Annotated in this window: 22 protein-coding genes and 1 tRNA gene; 14 read left to right on the top strand and 9 right to left on the bottom strand. The window is 72.2% G+C overall.

Annotated features, from left to right (window positions below; translation table 11 throughout):
• The first annotated feature begins 36 nt into the window (after positions 1 to 36).
• Positions 37 to 786 (top strand): ZIP family metal transporter, encoded by a 750-nt coding sequence (locus ABZ783_RS05410; protein ID WP_357434645.1) that lies wholly within the window; start codon positions 37 to 39, stop codon positions 784 to 786.
• Positions 787 to 914: 128 nt separating this feature from the next.
• Here the strand turns inward: ABZ783_RS05410 and ABZ783_RS05405 are convergent, their stop codons facing one another.
• From ABZ783_RS05405 to ABZ783_RS05395, 3 genes are all read right to left on the bottom strand, one after another.
• Positions 915 to 1,997: an NAD-dependent epimerase/dehydratase family protein gene (locus ABZ783_RS05405; protein ID WP_357434644.1), complete on the bottom strand. Its 1,083-nt coding sequence runs from the start codon at positions 1,995 to 1,997 to the stop codon at positions 915 to 917.
• A gap of 44 nt (positions 1,998 to 2,041) precedes the next feature.
• Positions 2,042 to 2,341, bottom strand: a complete 300-nt coding sequence (locus tag ABZ783_RS05400; protein ID WP_357434643.1) for a hypothetical protein — start codon at positions 2,339 to 2,341, stop codon at positions 2,042 to 2,044.
• Between the two features lie 122 nt (positions 2,342 to 2,463).
• Entirely contained in the window at positions 2,464 to 2,937 is a 474-nt protein-coding gene (locus ABZ783_RS05395) for an anthrone oxygenase family protein (RefSeq protein WP_357434642.1), read from the bottom strand.
• Positions 2,938 to 3,066: 129 nt separating this feature from the next.
• On the opposite strand from ABZ783_RS05395, the gene ABZ783_RS05390 reads away from it, so the two are divergent.
• The 3 genes from ABZ783_RS05390 (at position 3,067) to ABZ783_RS05380 (ending at position 4,034) form a co-directional block, all read left to right on the top strand.
• Positions 3,067 to 3,138 (top strand) — tRNA-Lys (locus tag ABZ783_RS05390).
• Between the two features lie 293 nt (positions 3,139 to 3,431).
• Complete coding sequence (locus ABZ783_RS05385) at positions 3,432 to 3,671, top strand: hypothetical protein (protein WP_357434641.1); 240 nt, start codon at positions 3,432 to 3,434, stop codon at positions 3,669 to 3,671.
• A gap of 174 nt (positions 3,672 to 3,845) precedes the next feature.
• Positions 3,846 to 4,034: a hypothetical protein gene (locus ABZ783_RS05380; RefSeq protein ID WP_357434640.1), complete on the top strand. Its 189-nt coding sequence runs from the start codon at positions 3,846 to 3,848 to the stop codon at positions 4,032 to 4,034.
• Between the two features lie 586 nt (positions 4,035 to 4,620).
• On the opposite strand, the gene ABZ783_RS05375 is transcribed toward ABZ783_RS05380, so the two are convergent.
• The 5 genes from ABZ783_RS05375 to ABZ783_RS05355 form a co-directional block, all read right to left on the bottom strand.
• Complete coding sequence (locus tag ABZ783_RS05375; RefSeq protein WP_357434639.1) at positions 4,621 to 5,298, bottom strand: pentapeptide repeat-containing protein; 678 nt, start codon at positions 5,296 to 5,298, stop codon at positions 4,621 to 4,623.
• A complete protein-coding gene (locus ABZ783_RS05370; protein ID WP_357434638.1) occupies positions 5,295 to 5,729 on the bottom strand; it encodes a hypothetical protein in 435 nt (144 codons plus the stop codon). The genes ABZ783_RS05375 and ABZ783_RS05370 overlap by 4 nt, the downstream gene beginning before the upstream one ends.
• 289 nt (positions 5,730 to 6,018) lie before the next feature.
• On the bottom strand, positions 6,019 to 6,720 hold the full coding sequence (locus tag ABZ783_RS05365; RefSeq protein ID WP_357434637.1) for a hypothetical protein: 702 nt from the start codon (positions 6,718 to 6,720) through the stop codon (positions 6,019 to 6,021).
• Complete coding sequence (locus tag ABZ783_RS05360; RefSeq protein ID WP_357434636.1) at positions 6,717 to 7,046, bottom strand: type VII secretion target; 330 nt, start codon at positions 7,044 to 7,046, stop codon at positions 6,717 to 6,719. Before ABZ783_RS05360 ends, ABZ783_RS05365 begins: the two co-directional genes overlap by 4 nt.
• Before the next feature lie 5 nt (positions 7,047 to 7,051).
• Complete coding sequence (locus ABZ783_RS05355; protein ID WP_357434635.1) at positions 7,052 to 7,438, bottom strand: YbaB/EbfC family nucleoid-associated protein; 387 nt, start codon at positions 7,436 to 7,438, stop codon at positions 7,052 to 7,054.
• Positions 7,439 to 7,790: 352 nt separating this feature from the next.
• Here ABZ783_RS05355 and ABZ783_RS05350 point away from each other — a divergent pair, with 352 nt between their 5' ends.
• From ABZ783_RS05350 to ABZ783_RS05335, 4 genes are all read left to right on the top strand, one after another.
• Entirely contained in the window at positions 7,791 to 8,273 is a 483-nt protein-coding gene (locus ABZ783_RS05350; RefSeq protein ID WP_357434634.1) for a nuclear transport factor 2 family protein, read from the top strand.
• A 96-nt stretch (positions 8,274 to 8,369) separates the two neighbouring features.
• Positions 8,370 to 9,266, top strand: a complete 897-nt coding sequence (locus tag ABZ783_RS05345; protein WP_357434633.1) for an SdrD B-like domain-containing protein — start codon at positions 8,370 to 8,372, stop codon at positions 9,264 to 9,266.
• Positions 9,267 to 9,408: 142 nt separating this feature from the next.
• On the top strand, positions 9,409 to 9,900 hold the full coding sequence (locus ABZ783_RS05340; RefSeq protein WP_357434632.1) for a hypothetical protein: 492 nt from the start codon (positions 9,409 to 9,411) through the stop codon (positions 9,898 to 9,900).
• Positions 9,901 to 10,025: 125 nt separating this feature from the next.
• Positions 10,026 to 10,652: a phosphatase PAP2 family protein gene (locus tag ABZ783_RS05335; protein ID WP_357434631.1), complete on the top strand. Its 627-nt coding sequence runs from the start codon at positions 10,026 to 10,028 to the stop codon at positions 10,650 to 10,652.
• Between the two features lie 140 nt (positions 10,653 to 10,792).
• Here the strand turns inward: ABZ783_RS05335 and ABZ783_RS05330 are convergent, their stop codons facing one another.
• Complete coding sequence (locus tag ABZ783_RS05330) at positions 10,793 to 11,473, bottom strand: prepilin peptidase (RefSeq protein ID WP_357434781.1); 681 nt, start codon at positions 11,471 to 11,473, stop codon at positions 10,793 to 10,795.
• A 680-nt stretch (positions 11,474 to 12,153) separates the two neighbouring features.
• On the opposite strand from ABZ783_RS05330, the gene ABZ783_RS05325 reads away from it, so the two are divergent.
• From ABZ783_RS05325 to ABZ783_RS05300, 6 genes are read left to right on the top strand one after another with little or no spacing between them, the layout of a single operon-like run.
• Complete coding sequence (locus tag ABZ783_RS05325; RefSeq protein WP_357434630.1) at positions 12,154 to 12,720, top strand: hypothetical protein; 567 nt, start codon at positions 12,154 to 12,156, stop codon at positions 12,718 to 12,720.
• Complete coding sequence (locus ABZ783_RS05320; protein ID WP_357434629.1) at positions 12,714 to 13,655, top strand: hypothetical protein; 942 nt, start codon at positions 12,714 to 12,716, stop codon at positions 13,653 to 13,655. Before ABZ783_RS05325 ends, ABZ783_RS05320 begins: the two co-directional genes overlap by 7 nt.
• A gap of 19 nt (positions 13,656 to 13,674) precedes the next feature.
• Positions 13,675 to 14,331: an SAF domain-containing protein gene (locus ABZ783_RS05315; RefSeq protein WP_357434628.1), complete on the top strand. Its 657-nt coding sequence runs from the start codon at positions 13,675 to 13,677 to the stop codon at positions 14,329 to 14,331.
• Positions 14,331 to 15,164: a ParA family protein gene (locus ABZ783_RS05310; RefSeq protein WP_357434627.1), complete on the top strand. Its 834-nt coding sequence runs from the start codon at positions 14,331 to 14,333 to the stop codon at positions 15,162 to 15,164. Before ABZ783_RS05315 ends, ABZ783_RS05310 begins: the two co-directional genes overlap by 1 nt.
• Positions 15,154 to 16,683, top strand: a complete 1,530-nt coding sequence (locus tag ABZ783_RS05305) for a CpaF/VirB11 family protein (RefSeq protein ID WP_357434626.1) — start codon at positions 15,154 to 15,156, stop codon at positions 16,681 to 16,683. The genes ABZ783_RS05310 and ABZ783_RS05305 overlap by 11 nt, the downstream gene beginning before the upstream one ends.
• A 55-nt stretch (positions 16,684 to 16,738) precedes the next feature.
• Positions 16,739 to 17,638, top strand: coding sequence for a type II secretion system F family protein (locus ABZ783_RS05300; protein WP_357434625.1), 900 nt, complete (start codon positions 16,739 to 16,741; stop codon positions 17,636 to 17,638).
• Positions 17,639 to 17,643: the final 5 nt, after the last annotated feature.

The following is a 17,643-nucleotide window of genomic DNA, read 5'->3' as shown; positions in this document are numbered from 1 at the left end:
GGTTCTCGTCCCCCGCTCGGGCGTAGGGTGCTGCCCGTGCCGCAGTGGCTGGAAGCGGGTTTCTGGGGCCTGCTGGCCGGGTCCGCCCTCCTGATCGGGGCGGTCGCCGGATACTTCGCGCGGGTGCCCCGCCGGGTCATCGCCTCCGTCATGGCGTTCGGCGCGGGTGTGCTGCTCTCCGCCGTCTCGTTCGAGCTGATCGCCGACGCGCACGAGCGGGGCGGCCTGACCCCGACCGTGATCGGGGCGGTGGGCGGGGCGCTCGCGTACACCGGGGCAAACGTGCTGCTGGCCCGGCGCGGGGCCCAGCACCGCAAGCGCTCCGGCGAGGAGCAGCCCTCCGAACAGGAGCAGCCCGGCTCCGGTACGGCGATCGCGGTCGGCGCGCTGCTGGACGGCGTACCGGAGTCGGTGGTGATCGGCGCCAGCCTGCTCGCCGGCGGCCCGGTCAGCCTGGTCACGGTGATCGCGGTCTTCCTGAGCAACGTGCCTGAGGGCCTGTCCAGCGCCGCCGGCATGCGCCGGGCCGGCCGCACCCGGCGCTATGTCTTCCTGCTCTGGACAGCGATCGCCCTGGTCAGCGGCGTGGCGGCGCTGGCCGGGTACGCGTTGCTCGGCGGTGCGCCGCCCGAGGTGCTGGCCGCCATCACGGCGCTGGCGGCGGGCGCCATCCTCGCGATGATCACCGACACCATGGTCCCCGAGGCGTTCGAGGACGCCCACCTGCTGGTCGGCCTGATCACCGTCCTCGGCTTCCTGGTCGCCTTCGCCCTCTCCCACACCTGACCCGCCCCCGCACACCGCCCCCTCCGGCTCGAACTCGGTGATCAAGAGGTTTGCGTCGCCTGGAAGATCCGCTCCGACGCGAACTCCTTGATCAACCCGGCGGGGTTGGGGGGTGGGCGGGTGGGTGGTTAGTAGGGGTTGGGGTGGCCGGGGAGGCGGGAGTGGAGCAGGGCGGCGGGGCGGCCGGGGAGGGTGGGGGTGGTCGACAGGGGCGGCGAGTGGGTGCCGGCGCGGTCTGCCATGCCGGTGAAGAGTTCCCGGAGGGCGGTGACCGAGTCGATCTGCGGGGTCCAGCCCAGCTCGGTCTCGGCGCGCTCGCTGGACATCAGCGGCACGTTCAACGCCAGGTCCACCCAGCCGGCGTCGACCGGCTGCAGCCGCGCCTGCCAGGTCAGCGCCGCCGCCGCCCGCAGCACCGGCGCGGCCACCGGCAGCGTCCAGCCGTGGAAGTGCCGGGCCACCAGTTCCGGGGTCAGCACCGGGTCCGCGGCCACGTTGAAGGCACCGCGCGCGTCACCCAGAACCGCCTTCGCGTACGCGTCGGCCACGTCGTCGGCGTGCACCGCCTGGATCCGGAGGCGGCGGTTCGTGGGTACGAGCGGGATGCGGCCGTACCGCAGCAGCCGCACCGGGGCCAGCGGGCCGAGAAAGTAGCGGCTGATCTCGGTGGCGGCGTCCCGCTGGAAGGTCAGCCCCGGCCGCAGCCGGACCACCCGCAGTTCCGGGTGCTCCCGCTCGACCGCATCGAGGAGCGCCTCCACCTCGGCCTTGTCCCGGCTGTACGACGACTCGGGCACCCCGGTCGCCGGCCAGCGCTCGCTGACCGGGTGGTCCTTCGGGCCGGCCGCGTACGTGCCGACGGACGAGGCGTACACCAGGGCGGGGACGTCGGCGCGGACGGCCGCGTCGATCACCGCCCGGCTGCCGTCGACGTTGGTCCGGTACAGGGTGCGTCGGTCGTGGCTGGGCTGGATCTGCCAGGCCAGGTGCACCACCGCCCGCGCCCCGGCGAAGATCGCGGCCAGCCGCTCGACCGCCCCCGGGTCGCCGATGTCGCAGGAGTGCCACGCCACCCGGTCGTACGGCTCCCCCGGGTCCAGCCCCGGCAGCCGGCGCGCCACGCCGACCAGTTCCGTCCCGGGCTCCCGCCGCAACCGGCGCAGCAGCGCCGTCCCCACGTTGCCGGTGGCCCCCACGATCACGATGCGCATGTCGCCTGCCGTACCCGCTGCGGCGGGTCCCAACCGCGGACCGGTCAGGGCCGTGGCGCGTGCCGTACCCAGCTCCGCTCCTGCCGCCGGCGGCCCTGGGTGGCGGCCAGGCAGCGCGGGCAGACGTACCCCTCCGGGTCGGCATCGGTGAGCACGTCGGTGGACGAGTAGTCGAACGGCACGTGCGGGAAGCGACGCAGCCGGGTACGGCTCAGCGGAAGCCCGCAGACCGTCTGGTTCTGCCCGGGCAGCCAGGCGTGCACCTCACCACCGGGCCGGCGTACCCCGTCGGCCCCCGCCACCTCGCTCGACGCGGCCACCGCGGGCCGGCTGCTCAACCTCATGCCCCACCCGGTTCCCCACCGGGCCGGTGCCATGCCCGGCAAGACTGGTGCGACGCCGGGTCGGCGATCTGGCGGTGACCCACTGGCAGGACACCACCACGTCGCCGATCCGCCGCCGTGCGTCAGTCGCTGCCCACCAGGGCCCCGATCAGGCAGCCGAACGCCGCGACCGAGGTGATCGTCCGCGCCAGGTTCCACCGCACCCACGGTGCCTCGAAGCGCCTGCGGACCTCCGCCGGGTCGTCGGCCGGGCCGGCCCGGTCGAGCTGGTCGTTCAGCGGCACGTTCCACCGCATGGTGATCACCAGCGTGGCGCCGTAGAGGACCAGGGCCGCGCCCGTCCAGGCCAGCACCGGCCCGTTCCTGAAGTGCAGCGCGACCGCCGCCACGAGCAGCACCATCGACCCGAGGAAGGCGGTGAGGAACCACCCGTTCAGGATCCGCCGGTTGATCCACCGCATGGTCTGCCCGAAGCTCCGGTCGTCCGTCGCGGCCAGCCCCGGCATCACCGAGCACGAGTACGCGAAGAACAACCCCGCCATCAGCCCGGTCAGCAGGGTCGCCGCGACCAGCACCCCCGTACGTACGATCATCATGCCGGTAAGCCAAGCGGAGAACCGCGCCGCCGGCCACCCCTGATCGGCTGGGCGTCGGGTGCCGGACATCGATGGACGGTGGGGAAGCCGGAATCCCGGCGCGGGCGGGTTCCGGTAGCCTGGGCGGGCGGGCCGCTAGCTCAATGGCAGAGCTGTGGACTTTTAATCCATAGGTTCAGGGTTCGAGTCCCTGGCGGCCCACTTTTTCACCGCCGCTGAGCTGCGGCAACGCCGGGAGAAGATCATCGGGCACAACCAGGGCACAAACTAGCGCTGATCTTGGCTCGCGGCGATGCCCCGCCGCTTGTTGTCGGCCCGGCGGAGAAGGTCGACCGGGCCGCCTCTGGTCAGGGAGCATGTAGCGGTGAGCTTTGATCTTGTGGTCCTGGCGGTCGAGCCGTCCGCGACGGCAGACGATGTGCGGCAGATGGCCGATCACTGCACCAGCATGAACCATCGAGACGGCGAGCTTGACCAGCGGATCGTCTCCTTCTATGGGGAACTTCGAGCACGCTTCCCGGATCATCCGCCGTACGACCCGGAGTCGCCGTGGATTGTCACAACCTCTCGCCGTCGGCATCGACCACGTGAGCATGCACATCACCTACTCACCGCGGGGCAACGCGGCGGTCGACGTCGTCCTGGGTCTGGCGGAGCGCCATGGTCTGGTCATCTACGATCCTCAGTTCGACGAAGTCTTCGGCCTGCACCCGAAAAGCCACCGAACTTATTGAGCGACCCGTAACACTAGGGATCCTGTCCCGCTGGTTCGCGTCGCATTGATCGTCCAGCAACCAGGAGTGGGAAAGACCCAGCCGGTTCCCCACTCGTCGCCCGGCCGATTCCAGTTGCTGCCGCCATGCGGCTCGGGGCCCCAAACGGGCTTGACGACTTTTCCATCGGGACCTGTGGCGCTGATCGAGAAGTCGCCACTGCCGGTCATGCGCCAGACCACCTTGATTTCTGTGCCGGTCCTCAGCACCGTTGAAAACAGCATCGCCCACAGCGTTGCGCCGTCACCGGCGCCCTGTAGATCCTGGGACGTGTACTGCGCGGTCGCCGGACAGACCGAGCCGGTAGGCGGTGCAGACGACTGAGCTGCCTGCCGTTGCCCAGATGAGGACGTCTGCGGCAAGGGATCGGATGCGATCTCGCGTGTGGAATCGCACCCGGTCATCACGATCGCTGAGATCAGACCAAGCCACCAAATTCGGTTGGCTAAAGGAGGTGACGGCATAGACAACCATATCGCGTGTCCGCCGCGAGCGCGGTCCGCACAGCCGTGAGCTGCGCCCGCTTCCTGAGCATCAACAACGTGAGCAGATGGATCAACAAGGACCAGGCCCAGGCCGTCACCAGGCCGGCCGCGAGCGACCAACGACGACCACTGGTGACGACGTCTGCCCAAGTGACAAGGCGTGACCGGCCGGATGACCAGGCTGGCCGGGGCCTCCTCGCCTGTAGTTGGTGAACTGAGGGGTAAACGGAGCGGCCCCCTCAGTCTCGTACCCAGAACTGCCAGTCATCAGGCGCAGGAGGCCACGACGGATCGGGCCGCCGGCCTTGGGGCGGGACCCAGCCTGCGGGCGGGGGCGGCCATCCCGGTGGGAACCGCCACCCCTCTCCGCTCTGGCCAGGCGGAGCGGGGTGGCCCAGTGGAGGCGCTCGCGAAGGAGGCGCTGCTCAGCCCGAGACGCGCAGCACCTGGATGTTTTCCGCGCCCCGTTCCGAGAACCACGCCTCGAGTTCGGCGCCGTCGAGCGACCGGGTCCCGTGCTCGTCCACCACGACCGGGCCGACCACGGTCCCCTTGGCGCCCTCAAGTTGGCAGCCGAACATCCGTGCGCCGGTCAGGACTGCGGGCATGGTGCCGCCTCCGAGGTTGCACCACCGCAGGCTCGCGAACTCGAGGTTGGCTCCGCGCAGATCGGTCTTGTACAGCTTAGCCGAGTTGAGAATCGCGTGGCTGAGGTCGGCGCCCGCCAGGACGGCTTCGTCGAGCTCCGCCGCGAACAGCCGCGCAGCGCGAAAGCGGGCGTTCGGGGCCGAGCAGCCAACCAGTTCCGCCTTGGCCAGGTCGGCGAAGCTCAGGTCCGCGTCCGCAAGCTCTGCGTTGTTCAGGTTTGCGCCGCCGAGATTGGCGTCCTCGAATCGGACGCCGGTCAGGCAGGAACTGACCAGGTAGGCATCCGTCAGGTCGATGGTGCTGAGGTCCGCGCCGCGGAAATCGAGAAAATCGCCCGACAGGTACGACGTGGGGTCCGCGGCGACGGCGGTGAACCATTCCTCGAGCGCCTCCCTGGCCTCGGGACTGTCGGGCCAACGGGTCACGTCAGCGCTGCTCTGCTTGTACCTGCTCATTCGAGGAACACCACCTTGCCGTCCAAGTCCGTGTTACCGGCGACCCGCCTCTTGAGGTCGGCCAGGGAACTCGGAGACAGGTTTTTGCTGTCGATGATGACATGCTGTCCGCCGTCCACCTCGTCGGCGAGCTTCTGCTCGAACTCGTCGCCGTCGTAGCGTCCCTTCGTGCCCTCGGGCATCGGCTGGCCGGCCTGCCGGCCGGCTGGGAAGGTGTCGACGGGACTCTTGACGTCCCAGTTGTTTCCGTTGGCGTCGATGAACTCGCCCTGGTCCTTCTGGAATGCAGGATCGGTGTTGTCGAGCTCGGCGCGGCGAATCGGGCCAGGGATCTTGCCCTGCGCCTCGGCCTCGAGCCCGACCTCCGCCTCGCGGCGCGACTTGGCGCTGATCTTTCCGTTGTGGGCCGGGTCGGCGGCGAGCTCTTGCACCCGGCGGTCGTACTCCGGAGTGCCGGGTTTGGGGGTCTGGTATCCGTCGTCGCTGCCCGAGGGTTTGCCCTGCGAGCCGCCCTGGTCGCCGCCCGGGCGACCCTGGCGTGCCTCCTCGGCGACGGTCTCCTGCGCTCGGCTGACGTTCTCGGGGACGTCGGTAGTGCGGCGTCGCCCTGACGGGGTGCCGGTGCCATCGCCCTCACCGTCGCCGGGTGGGCGGGACGGGTTCGGGCCGTCTCCGTTTCCGCCGCCGTGAGGGGATTTGGGTTTCGCCATCGTCGGGCCCTCAGCCGTCCAGCAGCTTGGAGAGGTTGGTGAGGCTGGTGATCAGGGACATGACGTAGGTCAGGATGCGCCCGGCCCACTTGACCACGGCTGCCGCGATCTGCGCGGCGATCACCGGGATCGTGACCACGAAGATCGCCTCGACCGCCCACACGATCACGCGGGCCACCAGGTCGGCGATCAGGTCACGCACGATGTCGCGGGTGAACATCACCAGGTTCCCGGCGGCCTGGGTGGCGGCGGCCATCGCGGCGGAGATCCCGCCCAGCCCGTTGATCGCCTCCACGTTGTGTTCCATCAGGTTGTGGTAGGCCGTGGCGGCCGGCCCCTGCCAGTGCGGCGTGTCCCCCTCGACGAAGGACTTGAGGTCGGTGGCCATGCTCTGCAGCGCGGCGGCCATGTTGTCCCAGGTGGTCGCGTGCGAGGCCACCACGTCGGGCATGCCGGTGAGCTCGTCGAGGATCTGCCGCAGCGGCTCGAAGTATTCCATCGCCCAGCCCAGCCCGTTGGCCAGCAGCGCGCTGAACGGATCCATCACGCTCGCGGCGGCTTCGATCCCGAACGCCGCGCCCGCGATCAGGTCGTCGACCCAGCCCTCGCTGTGGATGGCGTCGACCAGCCCCTGGAAGCTGTCGGCCAGGGCCGCCCCGGTCCAAGGCTTGCGGGTCGAGACGACGTCGGCGACCAGCGACGTGTCGGTCATCGCGCCGCCCCCGTCAGCCCCCCACCCGCTTTACGGATCGCGGTATCGGCGTCGGTGTCGGCGTTGTCGTAGTTGTCGGCGGTCTTCCGCAGCCCGGCGACGACCAACGACAGGTTCTCCTCGACGTACGCGATCAACTCGTCCTGCCGCCGGTGCCGGCCCTCCAGGATCGCCGGCAGCCAACTGCAGAGCAGTCCGTACGCCTCGTCGTTCTGCGCGATGTGCGCGCTGGCGGTCTTGACCGCGTCGAAACGCCCGCGCAGCGTGTCGACATTGCGGGCATGTGCGCGGATCTGCTCGGCGTCGACCGCGAAACCGTCGGCCATCAGGCTCACCACCCGGAATGCCGGTCGTCGGGGCTGTCCGCGGCGGGATCGGCGTCGCGTAGCTGCTGCCCGACGCGCTCGGCGATCGCTCGCGCCGCCGCCGACTCGGTGCCCACCGTGTCGGCGATGATTTCCTGCGAGCGGTCGGCCAACTGCCGTTTCGCCTCGCGGATCGTGTCCATGATCGTCCTGGCCACGACCTCGGGAGCGACCCGCTGAATCCGTGGACCCAGCCGCAGGTCGACCAACGCCCCCACGGAGTCGACCGTGACCTCGCACAGGCCGTTGCCGTCGGCAACCGTCAACCGCAGCTCCTGGAGCCGGTCACTCATCGCCTTGGTGTCGGCCGCCAACCGGTCGATCCGACCCTTCCACGCCGCCAGCCGATCCATCGCGCCGTCCGGATCCAGCAAGCCCCCCGCGCTCGGAACGCCGGCCCCCATGTGTCCCCCGGTTGCTCACCGTGATCATTTCATGGCCGACGCAGACTAACATCGCATCCACACGGGCGACTACCGTCGGTGCCGCCACGGCCCACAACAGACGTACGTCACAGCGTTGTCGAAGATGTCGCCGACACTGGCGGTAGAGGCGGCGATTCCGACCTCGCCAAGCCGAAACCAGCACAGCCCCCAGCGGACGCGGACACCGCCTTGATCGGGGCGGAAAAAGCGATACGCGGCAGCTGGCCAGCGGCGCCCAGGCAGGATGTGCCGAGAGCGTGCGGAGGTCAGCTGGAGGTGCGTGATCGACAGGGAAGCCCTCGAAAGGTTGGATGATGCCCGGCTCGCGGCGTGGGACACCCACCGTCTCGATGCCTTCGTTGACCTGCTGGCCGATGATTTCGTGCTACGCGACACCACGGTCGGCGCGCCAATCACCACCAGGGATGGCGCGCGTGAATACGTGCAGGCATGGCTGACCGCGTTGCCGGACATGCGGATCCGCCGTACCAGCCGCCTCGTGGACGAGGATGATGGCGCGGTCGCCGCCGAGGTGGAGTTCACCGGAACCCACCGGTCCCATGGCGGTGGGTTCGACCCAGGTGCCGCCGACCGGCAAGACGGTGGTTGGGCGGGGGGCATACTTCGCTCGGGCGAGGGATGGGCGGTTCGTGGAGCTCAGCATCCACCCCGACTTGGCGGGCATCATGGCGCAGCTCGACCTGATGCCCTGACACTGACGCGAAAGGCGCGCAGCAGGCGGCCCACCATCGCTGCGGCGTAACGGCAGTCGCATCGACAACGCCGGATGAGTGGAGAGGTTGATCTCCAACCCGCCCCACCATCCGGCAGGGGCGTTCCGTGCGACGTGAGGAAGTCAATGCGACAGAATTCCCTGTCCCGCTCGCTCCGACATGTCATCCCCACCACCCTGGCCGGCCTCGCGCTGTTCGGAGTCACGGCGGCGGTCCTCCCGGCTGACGCGGTGGCGGCCGGGCGCACCCAGCCCGACCTGCTGGTCGACCTGGTGACGACCGACGTGCTGAATCCGGCGGAGGGGGAGACCTTCACCGCCCAGATCGACGTCCGGAACGTCGGCAACGGCGACTCGGAGCCGGTCAAGGTGACCGTCTCGGTGCCGCCGGGGCTGCAGACGACCACCCCGTACGGCGGCTCGGGGTGGAACTGCACGGTGGCGAGCGCGACGAGCTACTCGTGCACGTACCCGCAGCTCGTGGCCGGCGGCCGGGTTCGGCTGAACGTGCCGCTCGTCGTGGCCAACGCCACCCCGGGCAGCACCGTGCCGATCACCGCGAGCATCGCCCCGCAGAAGCGGGAGGCGAACCCCGACAACAACACCGGCTCGGTCACCGTGGCCATCGCCGGCACCTGCGTCATCCGCGGCACCGTCTGGCAGGACCTGGACCGGGACGGGCAGCGCGATGAGGGTGAGCCGGCCGTCGCGGACGGCCCGGACGGCGTGCTGCGGGTGAGCCTCTGGGCCCGGCAGGGGCAGGCGGTCGGCGGCGGCTCGACCACCGTCAACCCTGACGGCACCTGGTCCATCACCGCTCGCACCGAGCTGCTCTACCAGGTGCGGATCGAGGCGTCCAGCCGGTACGGCCGCACCGTCGCCGACATGGGTGACGACACCACCGACTCCGACATGGTGACGTCGTACCAGTTCGAGCCCACCCTGCTGATCGGCAGCGCGGAGTTCTCCGCCCACCACGGTGGCGAATACGTGGTCGACGCTGGCCTGGTGGCCCAGAGCTGAACCGCACCCGCTCGCCCCGGGAAGCGATCCCGGGGCGAGCGGGCCCCGCCGACACGCCCCTGGCCCGTCGTGTCCATGATCCGGCTGCGAGCGCCGCCACCTGGTACGACGGTGGCAAGCATGCCGCAGTGAGGGGGTAGCGATGACCGGTAGGCGGGAGACCGTGGAGGTCGATCCGGTGGTGTTCCGCGCCGTCTACGACTCGCCCGCCTCGCTGCCGGGCCGGCACCGGTGGACCACCCCGGAGTCGGACGTTCGCCGGCTGGAGAAGCTGCTCAACATGCCGGCGCGCAGCATCGGCGCCCCGCTCTGGGTCAGCGGCGACGAGCCGGACTGCCCGAAGTGCGGTCGCCGGGTGAACTGGTACGACATCGTCTCCTCCGCCCTACACGGGGTGCACGACCGCACGATGATCGCCCGGGTGATCCTCGGTGAGCGCAAGTACGTGAACACCGAGGTGCCGGACGCCATCCCCGGCGTGCACTGCGCCGACTGCCGCAGCCCGATCGAGGGGCTGCGCAGCTTCAAGTGCCACAACTGGGCGTACGCCTTCGAGGCGCTGGAGGAGATCGTCGAGCGCATGTCCGGGGTGCCCGCGCAGCCGGCGCCGACCCACCCGTCCGACGCTCCATAGCCCCCTCCCCGCCACTGGGTGATCGCTGCTCACCGGCTGTGAACCGCCTGAGACTCCGGTGCCCGATGGGGATTTTCCCGGCACCCTCCGGGTGAACGGAGTATGAACAGTTGGTGAGGTGATCCATGACTGACGCCGTCATGACCGACGTTCCGGATATCAGCGCGGACTGGTACCACGACATCGTGCGGTACGCCGACAGCACGCCGCAGCCGGTGCACTGGTTCGCCACCCACTTCACCGAGGGTGCGATCCTGCTGCTCGGCGTACTCATGGTGCTGGCCGCGCTGACCCGGCTGGTCGGCGGGGACGTCCGGGGCCGGGCGCTCGCCCTGGCCGCGCCGATCACGGTGCTGCTGTCGTACGGCGCCAGCGAGGGGCTCAAGGACCTGATCGCCGAGGACCGGCCCTGCCGCAGCCCCGCCGACCTGGTGATCGTCGCCGGGCACTGCCCACCCGTCGGCGACTGGTCGTTCCCCAGCAACCACGCCACGATCGCCGGCGCGCTGGCCGCCACCACGCTGCTGCTGCACCGCCGGATCGGCCTGGTGGCCGCCCCGCTGGCCCTGCTGGCCGCGCTGTCCCGCACCTTCGTCGGGGTGCACTACCCGCACGACGTGGCCGCCGGCCTGCTGCTCGGGGTCCTCGTCGGCACCCTGCTCACCCCGCTCGCCGCCCGCCCGGTCGCCGAGCTGCTGGCTCGGCGCAGCCGTCGCGCCGCCCGACCACTCACCCGCCCCGCCCGCCGCTGACCCACCCGCCGCCGCCCGCGCCCATGCCCGCCCTGGCCGCAGACTCACGGAAACAGTCCTTGTCCCGCGCGTCATGGCCACTCTTTCGGTGAAGGTGCGGCCACCGGGTGGCGACGGAGGGACAGGCGCGGCGGGCGGCGTCAGGGGGTGAGGAGGAGGGCCAGGGCGGTGGCGAGGATGAGGAACGGGCCGAAGGGCAGGTGGCTGGACCAGCGGACCCGGCGCGCCGCCAGCAGGGCCAGCCCGACCAGCGCGGAGAGGCTGACGGCGAGCACCAGCCCGACCACCAGCACCGACCATCCGTACCAGCCGAGCAGCGCGCCCGCGCCGAGGGCGAGCTTGGCGTCGCCGAGCCCGAACCCGCGCCGGCCGAGCAGCAGGGTGGTGGCCGCGAATCCCGCGCCGAGGACGAGCCCGGCGGCGGTGGCCCGCAGCCAGGGCGCCGGACCGGCCCCGGCCACCGCGGCCACTCCGAGCAGCGCCCAGACGCCGGCCGCCGCCGGATAGGTGAGGCGGTCCGGCAGCCGGTGCACGGCCGCGTCGATCAGGGCCAGCGGCACCGCCCAGGCGAGCCACCAGGCCACCGCCGCCCGCCCGCCGAGCGGTCCGTCGGCCAGTGCGAGCACCACCACCGCCGCGGCCAGGGCGGCTTCCACCGCGCCGGGCGGCGCGCCGATCCGGGCCCGGCAGCCCGGGCAGCGGGCCGCCGGTCCGAGCGCCGGCAGCGGGCGGTCCAGGCCGACCGGCGTGCCGCAGCGGTCGCACCCGGCCCGGTCCACCGAGCCCGGGGGTACGGCGTACCGCGCGACCGCCAGCCGCATCGGCGGTACGAGCGCCAAAGCGGCGAGCAGCCGCACCACCGGACGCCGGGCAGGGGTCTCCGGTCCGGCACCCCGGAGCCGTACGGTCGTCACCTCCCCCCTCCGGCACGGTTGCTGACCGTTCCACTCTGGATCACGGAGAGTGATGTTAGCCGTGCCGGCGTGTGGCGGATGGCGCGGAAACCGGCGTCCCGACCACAGCGGCCGGAGGCCGGGAGACCACTGACCAACCGCGGAGGAGCAGCCCGGATTCCGCCGGGACGGATCGGACCAGAGGCACCGATGCCACCCATTCCTCCACCGCTCGGCCGCCAACCGGCCCGGCCGGGCTCTTGACAGGTTGCGGGCACTCCTGCCACCGGCCTGACCGACTGTCGGGCGAACGTCACCGTTCGGACACCCACCCGCACCACCACCTGTCATCACTCAAAGTAGTCGAATGAATTGCCTCTGTTGTATCGGCGGACGTCAGCCTATGCTCGCCCCTTGGGTACGACGCAACCCCGAGCAATTGGCGTCGGAGGCCAATCGGAGACAACCTTTCGAATTCCCTGAAGATCAACACAGGTAAATGCAGCGGCAGTCAGTTGAGGCCCGGTCACATTCATCCGGGCGCGCTTCCGCATGCCCGGAGTACGCCCGCGCGACCGCTCCGGGCCATCACCGAGGAGGGCACGGCGTTGCGCACACGGGATTCCCGCCGCTGGACAAGCTGCCTGCTCAGCCTTGCCCTGCTGGGCGCGAGCACCGGTTGCGGCACCGAGCCGGAGGCGGCGGCCCGCCCACTGACCGGGCCCAGCGGCGCGCCGGCCACCCAATCGACGGCCGACGAACAATCGGCCGGAAAAGCCGCTCTCGCCGCCTATTCCGGCTATCTGGACGCGTCCCGTGCGGCGAGCGCGCGCAGCGACCCGACGCATCCCGCGCTGGCCCGATTCCTGGCGGATCCGCTGCTGACTCGGGTTCGGGTGGCAATTCGTGCGGCGAAGGAGCACGGTGCCATGCGTACCGGAACGCTCGTTTCCGATCCCACCGTCGTGTCGGTCGACCTGGCCGCCGACCCACCCGTCGTGGAGATCCAGGACTGCCTGGACGCCACCGGCTACCGCCTGGTCTACGCCAAGGACCACCGGGTCGTCCCCGGCACCCGTGGCGGGCGGTACCTGGCCACCGCCACCGCCGCCCGCTACCCGGACGGCCGATGGCTGATCAACGCCGGCGCCGCGCATCAGGACCAGCCGTGCTGACCTGGGGAGGAGGGGGTGTCCCGGCCCACCCGACCCGGGCCGGGGCACCCCGAAGGCTGCTGCTCGCCGCCGGCCTGGCGCTGCTCCTCACGCTGACCGGCCTACCCGCCCGGGCGGCCGGTCCCGGCGGCGGCTGCCCGCCCGGCCAGAACGACTGCAACGTCTGGGACGACGATCCGGGCGTCCCGGGCCCGGGCGGCGGCGGGAACACCGGCGGGGGCGGCAACGGTGGTGGCACCGCCCCGAAGTGCCAGTGGAACGGCCGGGCCATCCCCTGCTACCACGACGAGCTGGGCTGGTTCAACAACGCTGACGGCTGCTACTACAAGCTGGCCGAGCCGCAGCAGGCCGCGCCCGAGGGCAAGCAGTGGTACCTCCAGACCTGCAACGGCGGTGACCTGGGCGCGCAGACCATGGTGCTGCGGGACGCCCCGCCGCCCGGCTACGGCGCGCCGCCCGACCCGGAGGAGTTGGCCCGCCGCGCGCTCGCCTCGATCACGCTGCTGCCGCCCCGGATCGCGGTCGCGCCCCGGCGGAGCAAGGGGCCGGGCCTGGTCGGCCTGCCGGTCTGGATGTGGGCCAGCGGCGGGTCCTCCTACTTCGGGCCGCTGCGCGCGTCCGCCTCGGACCGGGGGCTGACGGTCCGGATCACCGCCCGGGTGACCCGGATCGTCTGGAACATGGGTGACGGCAGCAGCATCACCTGCCGCAAGCCGGGCACCCCGTACGCCGCCGACGGCCCCCGGGCCGGGTTGACCTCCCCGGACTGCGGCTACCACCGCGGGTACGCCCGGGCCGGCACCTACCAGGTCAGCGCCACCACGTACTGGACCGTGCGCTGGGTCGGCGGGGGCGCGAGCGGCGACATCGCGCAGAGCCGGGTCAGCGGCACGGTCCCGGTGCAGATCAACGAACTCCAGGTGGTGACCCGATGAGCGCGAGGATGGTGGCCCGGTGAGTGTGGCGACCCGGAACGGGACCCCGCTGGACGCGCCGGTGGCGCCGCCCCGGGTGGTCCGGCAGCGGCGGATCCGCCCCGGCCTGCTCGGTCTGGCGGTGCTGCTGATCGCCCTCGGCGGGCTGGGCGCGGCCTTCGCGGTCACCTCGGTCCGGTCCACCGGCAGCTACCTGGCGGTGGCCCGCCCGGTCGAGGTGGGCCGGCAGCTCAGCGCCGACGACCTGGTCGCGGTACGGGTCTCCGGCGGCCAGGGGCTGCAGCCGGTGCCGACCCGGCGGCTGAAGGAGGTGGTGGGCCTGCGGGCGGCTGTCCGGCTGACCCCGGGCACCCTGCTCACCCCGGCGCAGCTCACCGACGCCCCGCTGCTCGGGCCCGGGCAGCAGCAGATCGCGCTCGGGCTCAAGCCGAGTCAGGTGCCGGCCCGTACGCTGCACCCCGGCGACAAGGTCCTGCTGATCAGCACCCCGGACAGGAACGCCGAGGGCGAGGCGCGCGCCGGCGGCACCCGGTTCGAGGCCACGGTGATCGACACCGTCGCGCCGGAGCACGACGACGTGGTGGTCTATCTGGCCCTGGCCGTCCGGCACGTGCCGGCGGTGGTGGCGCTCGCCGCGGACGACCGGATCGCGCTCGTGCTCACGGGGGCGGCCTGATGGCGGTCATCGCCCTGGTCTCGGCCAAGGGCTCCCCGGGCGTCACCACCGCCGCGCTGGCCGCCGCGCTGAGCTGGCACCGGCGGCTGGTGCTGGCCGAGTGCGACCCGGCGGGCGGCTCGATCCTCGCCGGCTACCTCGGCGGCGCGCTCGACGGTCCCCGGGGCATCGGCGAACTGGCCGTCGGGGAGCTGCGCGACGGCAACCTGGAGAGCGCCTTCTGGTCGCAGCTGGTCGACCTGGACGCCCCGAAGCGGGAGCGGCTGCTGCTGCCCGGCGTGGTCGACCCGGCCCAGGCCGGCAGTGTGAGCCCGCTCTGGCAGCGCTTCGCCGACTTCTTCACCAGTCTGGAGCAGGGTGTCCCGCCGTACGACGTGCTGGTCGACTGTGGCCGGCTCCAGGTGGGCGGCCCACCGTGGCCGGTGCTGCGGGCCGCTGCGGTGGTGCTGCTGGTCACCCGCGGCCACCTGCCGGACCTGTCGGCCACCCGGTCGGCCGTCCGCGCCATCGAACGGGACTTCACCGAGCACCGGGTCCCCCCGGGCACCCTGCGCCTGCTGGTGGTCGGGGACGGGCACGGCACCAGCGAGATCAGCAAGGCGCTGCGGCTGCCCGTGATCGCCCGGCTGCCGCACGACCCGCGTACCGCCGCGGTGCTCAGCCTCGGCGGCACCGTACGCTCCGGCCGGTCGCTGATGCGCGCGGCCGGCGCCCTGGAGGTGCCGGTCGGGGCGCTGCTGGACCGGCGGCGGGCCCGGCTGGCCTGGCCGGGGGCGGCGCCACCGCGGGCGGTGACCGCGCCGAGCGCGCCGGGGGTGTCCGGTGCGGTTTGAGCCGGTCTCCCACGACCCGCGGGGGCAGCAGCCCGGCGCCACCTCCACCGTGCCGCCGCTGGTCCCGCCGAACCGGCACCATCCCGGCGCACCGGCCGTCGCGCCGCCGGCGCCTTCACCGCCGCCCCGCCCCCGCGTCGACTTCGCGGTGGTCCGCGAGCTGCGCCGGGAGTTGAGCGAGCGGCTCACCCTCTGGCAGCGGGGCCGGGAGTTCGACGCGGACGCCGAGGAGGTCGAGCGGGCCCGGCTGGCCGTCTCGGTGGTCTCCGCATACGCGGACTCGGTGCGCCGGGCCGGCACGCCGATGCCCGCCGAGGCGGAACGGCTGCTGCTCGACCAGGTGACCGCCGAGCTGGTCGGCCTGGGCCGACTTCAGACGCTGCTGGTCGACGAGACCATCGAGGAGGTGCACATCCTCGGCTGCGACCAGGTACGCATCACCCGGCACGGCGGCGGCGTGGACTGGGCCGAGCCGATCGCCGACAGCGACGACGAGCTGGTGGAGATCCTCCAGGCGGCGGCCCGCCGGGCCGGGGCCACCGAGCGGTCGCTGTCCACCTCGAAGCCGACCCTCGACCTGCAACTGCCGGACGGCAGCCGGCTCGCGGCGGTCTTCCTGGTCAGCCATCGCCCGTACGCGGTGATCCGCAAGCACAACACCCTGGCGGTGAGCCTGGAGGACATCGCCGGCGGCCGGCCCGACCTGGACGAGATGATCGACCCGCTGCTGCGCGACTTCCTCCGCGCGTCCCTGCGGGCCGGGCTGAACATCATGGTCGCCGGGCTGGCCGGGGCGGGGAAGACCACGGTGATCCGGGCGCTGATGGACGAGATCCCGGTGGACGAGCCGTACGTGCTGCTGGAGGAGAGCCGCGAGCTGCTGCCGGCCCGCCGGGGGCAGCGGCACCGGGCGGTGATGAGCTTCGAGGCCCGGGAGGGGCACGGCGAACGCGGGCTGGACGGCCGCCCGGCCGGTGAGGTGAGCATCGCCGACCTGATCCCGGTCGCGCTGCGGATGGGCGTGCTGCGGATCATCGTCGGCGAGGTCCGGTCCCGGGAGATCGTGCCGATGCTCCAGGCCATGACCACCAGCCGGGGGTCGATGTGCACCATCCACGCCCGTACCCCGGCGGGGGTGAGCGAACGGATCATCGAGCTCGCGCTCTCCCACGGCCGGGAGATGACGGTCGACCAGGCGCGCCGGATGGCGGGCAACGCGCTCGACCTGATCGTCTACGTCACGGTGGAGGACGAGACGGCGATCGGCGGCCGCAAGCACCGCTTCGTCTCGCACGTCGAGGAGGTGATCGGCGTCGGTGACGGCAACCGGATCACCACCACCTCGGTCTTCGGGCCGGGGCCGGACGGCCGGGCGGTCCCCCGCCACCTCCCCGAGCGGATCCGGGACCAGCTGCTGCGCGTCGGCTACGACGCCCGGCTGCTGACCCGCTTCATCGAGGCCGGCACCGGCGCCTGGCGCCGCCCCCGGCACACCCACCTCGACGGGCGGCAGTCATGAGCGCGAGGAGTGAGCCGGTCCGGCGAGCCCCGCAGTCGCGAACAGAGGCAGGCTCATGACGATGATCGAGCTGGTCGCTCTCTTCTCCGGCGCGGCGGCGGTGGCCGGGCTGGTGCTGGCCGTGGTCGCGCTGGTCGGCACCGACCGGCCGGCGGGTCCGGCGGCGGGCACCCGGCCGGTGCTGCGCCGCGTCTGGACCGGGTCCGGAGCGAGCCGACGGGAGCAGCGCCAGTACCAGGTGCTGCTCGGCGCGGCGGTGGTGGCCGGCGCGGTGGCCTTCCTGCTGACCGGGCTGCCGGTGGTCGGCCTGCTGGTGGCACTGGCGGTGCCCGGGGTGCCGTGGCTCTTCGGGGTGGGCCAGGCCGAGCAGCGGGCCATCGCCCGGGTCGAGGCGGTCGGCGAGTGGACCCGCCGGCTGAAGGACATCTGCGGCACCGGCCAGGGCCTCCAGCAGGCCATCATCGGCACCATCGCCACCGCCCCGGAGGAGATCCAGGAGGAGGTACGCACCCTCGCCGCCCGGCTCCAGGCGGGCTGGCTGGCGAGGTCGGCGCTGCTCGCCTTCGCCGACGAGATCCGCGACCCGGTCTGCGACCAGGTGGTGGCCGCGCTGATCCTGCACCTGACCGACCGCGGCGAGCGGCTGGGTGACGTGCTCGGCTCGATCGCCGCCGCCGCGTCGGCCGAGGTCGCCACCCGACGGGAGGTGGAGGCCAAGCGCACCCAACCCCGGTTCGCGGTCCGCTTCCTCACCGGGATGACCCTGGCCGCGCTCGCGTACGGGCTGGTCAACACCGAGTACATCCGGCCGTACCGGACGCCGGTCGGGCAGCTCGTGATGGCGGTGCTGGGTGGCGCGTTCATCGGGCTGCTGGTCTGGGTCCGGTCGATGAGCCAGCCGCCCCGGCCCGCGCGCTTCCTGCCGGCTCCCGACCCGGACGAGGTGATCGCGTGAGCGCG

The sequence above is a fragment of the Micromonospora sp. NPDC047738 genome (assembly GCF_040642675.1).
GTDB lineage: Bacteria > Actinomycetota > Actinomycetes > Mycobacteriales > Micromonosporaceae > Micromonospora.
Note: the sequence above shows the minus strand (reverse complement) of the source record. Positions and strands in the feature narration are given on the sequence as shown.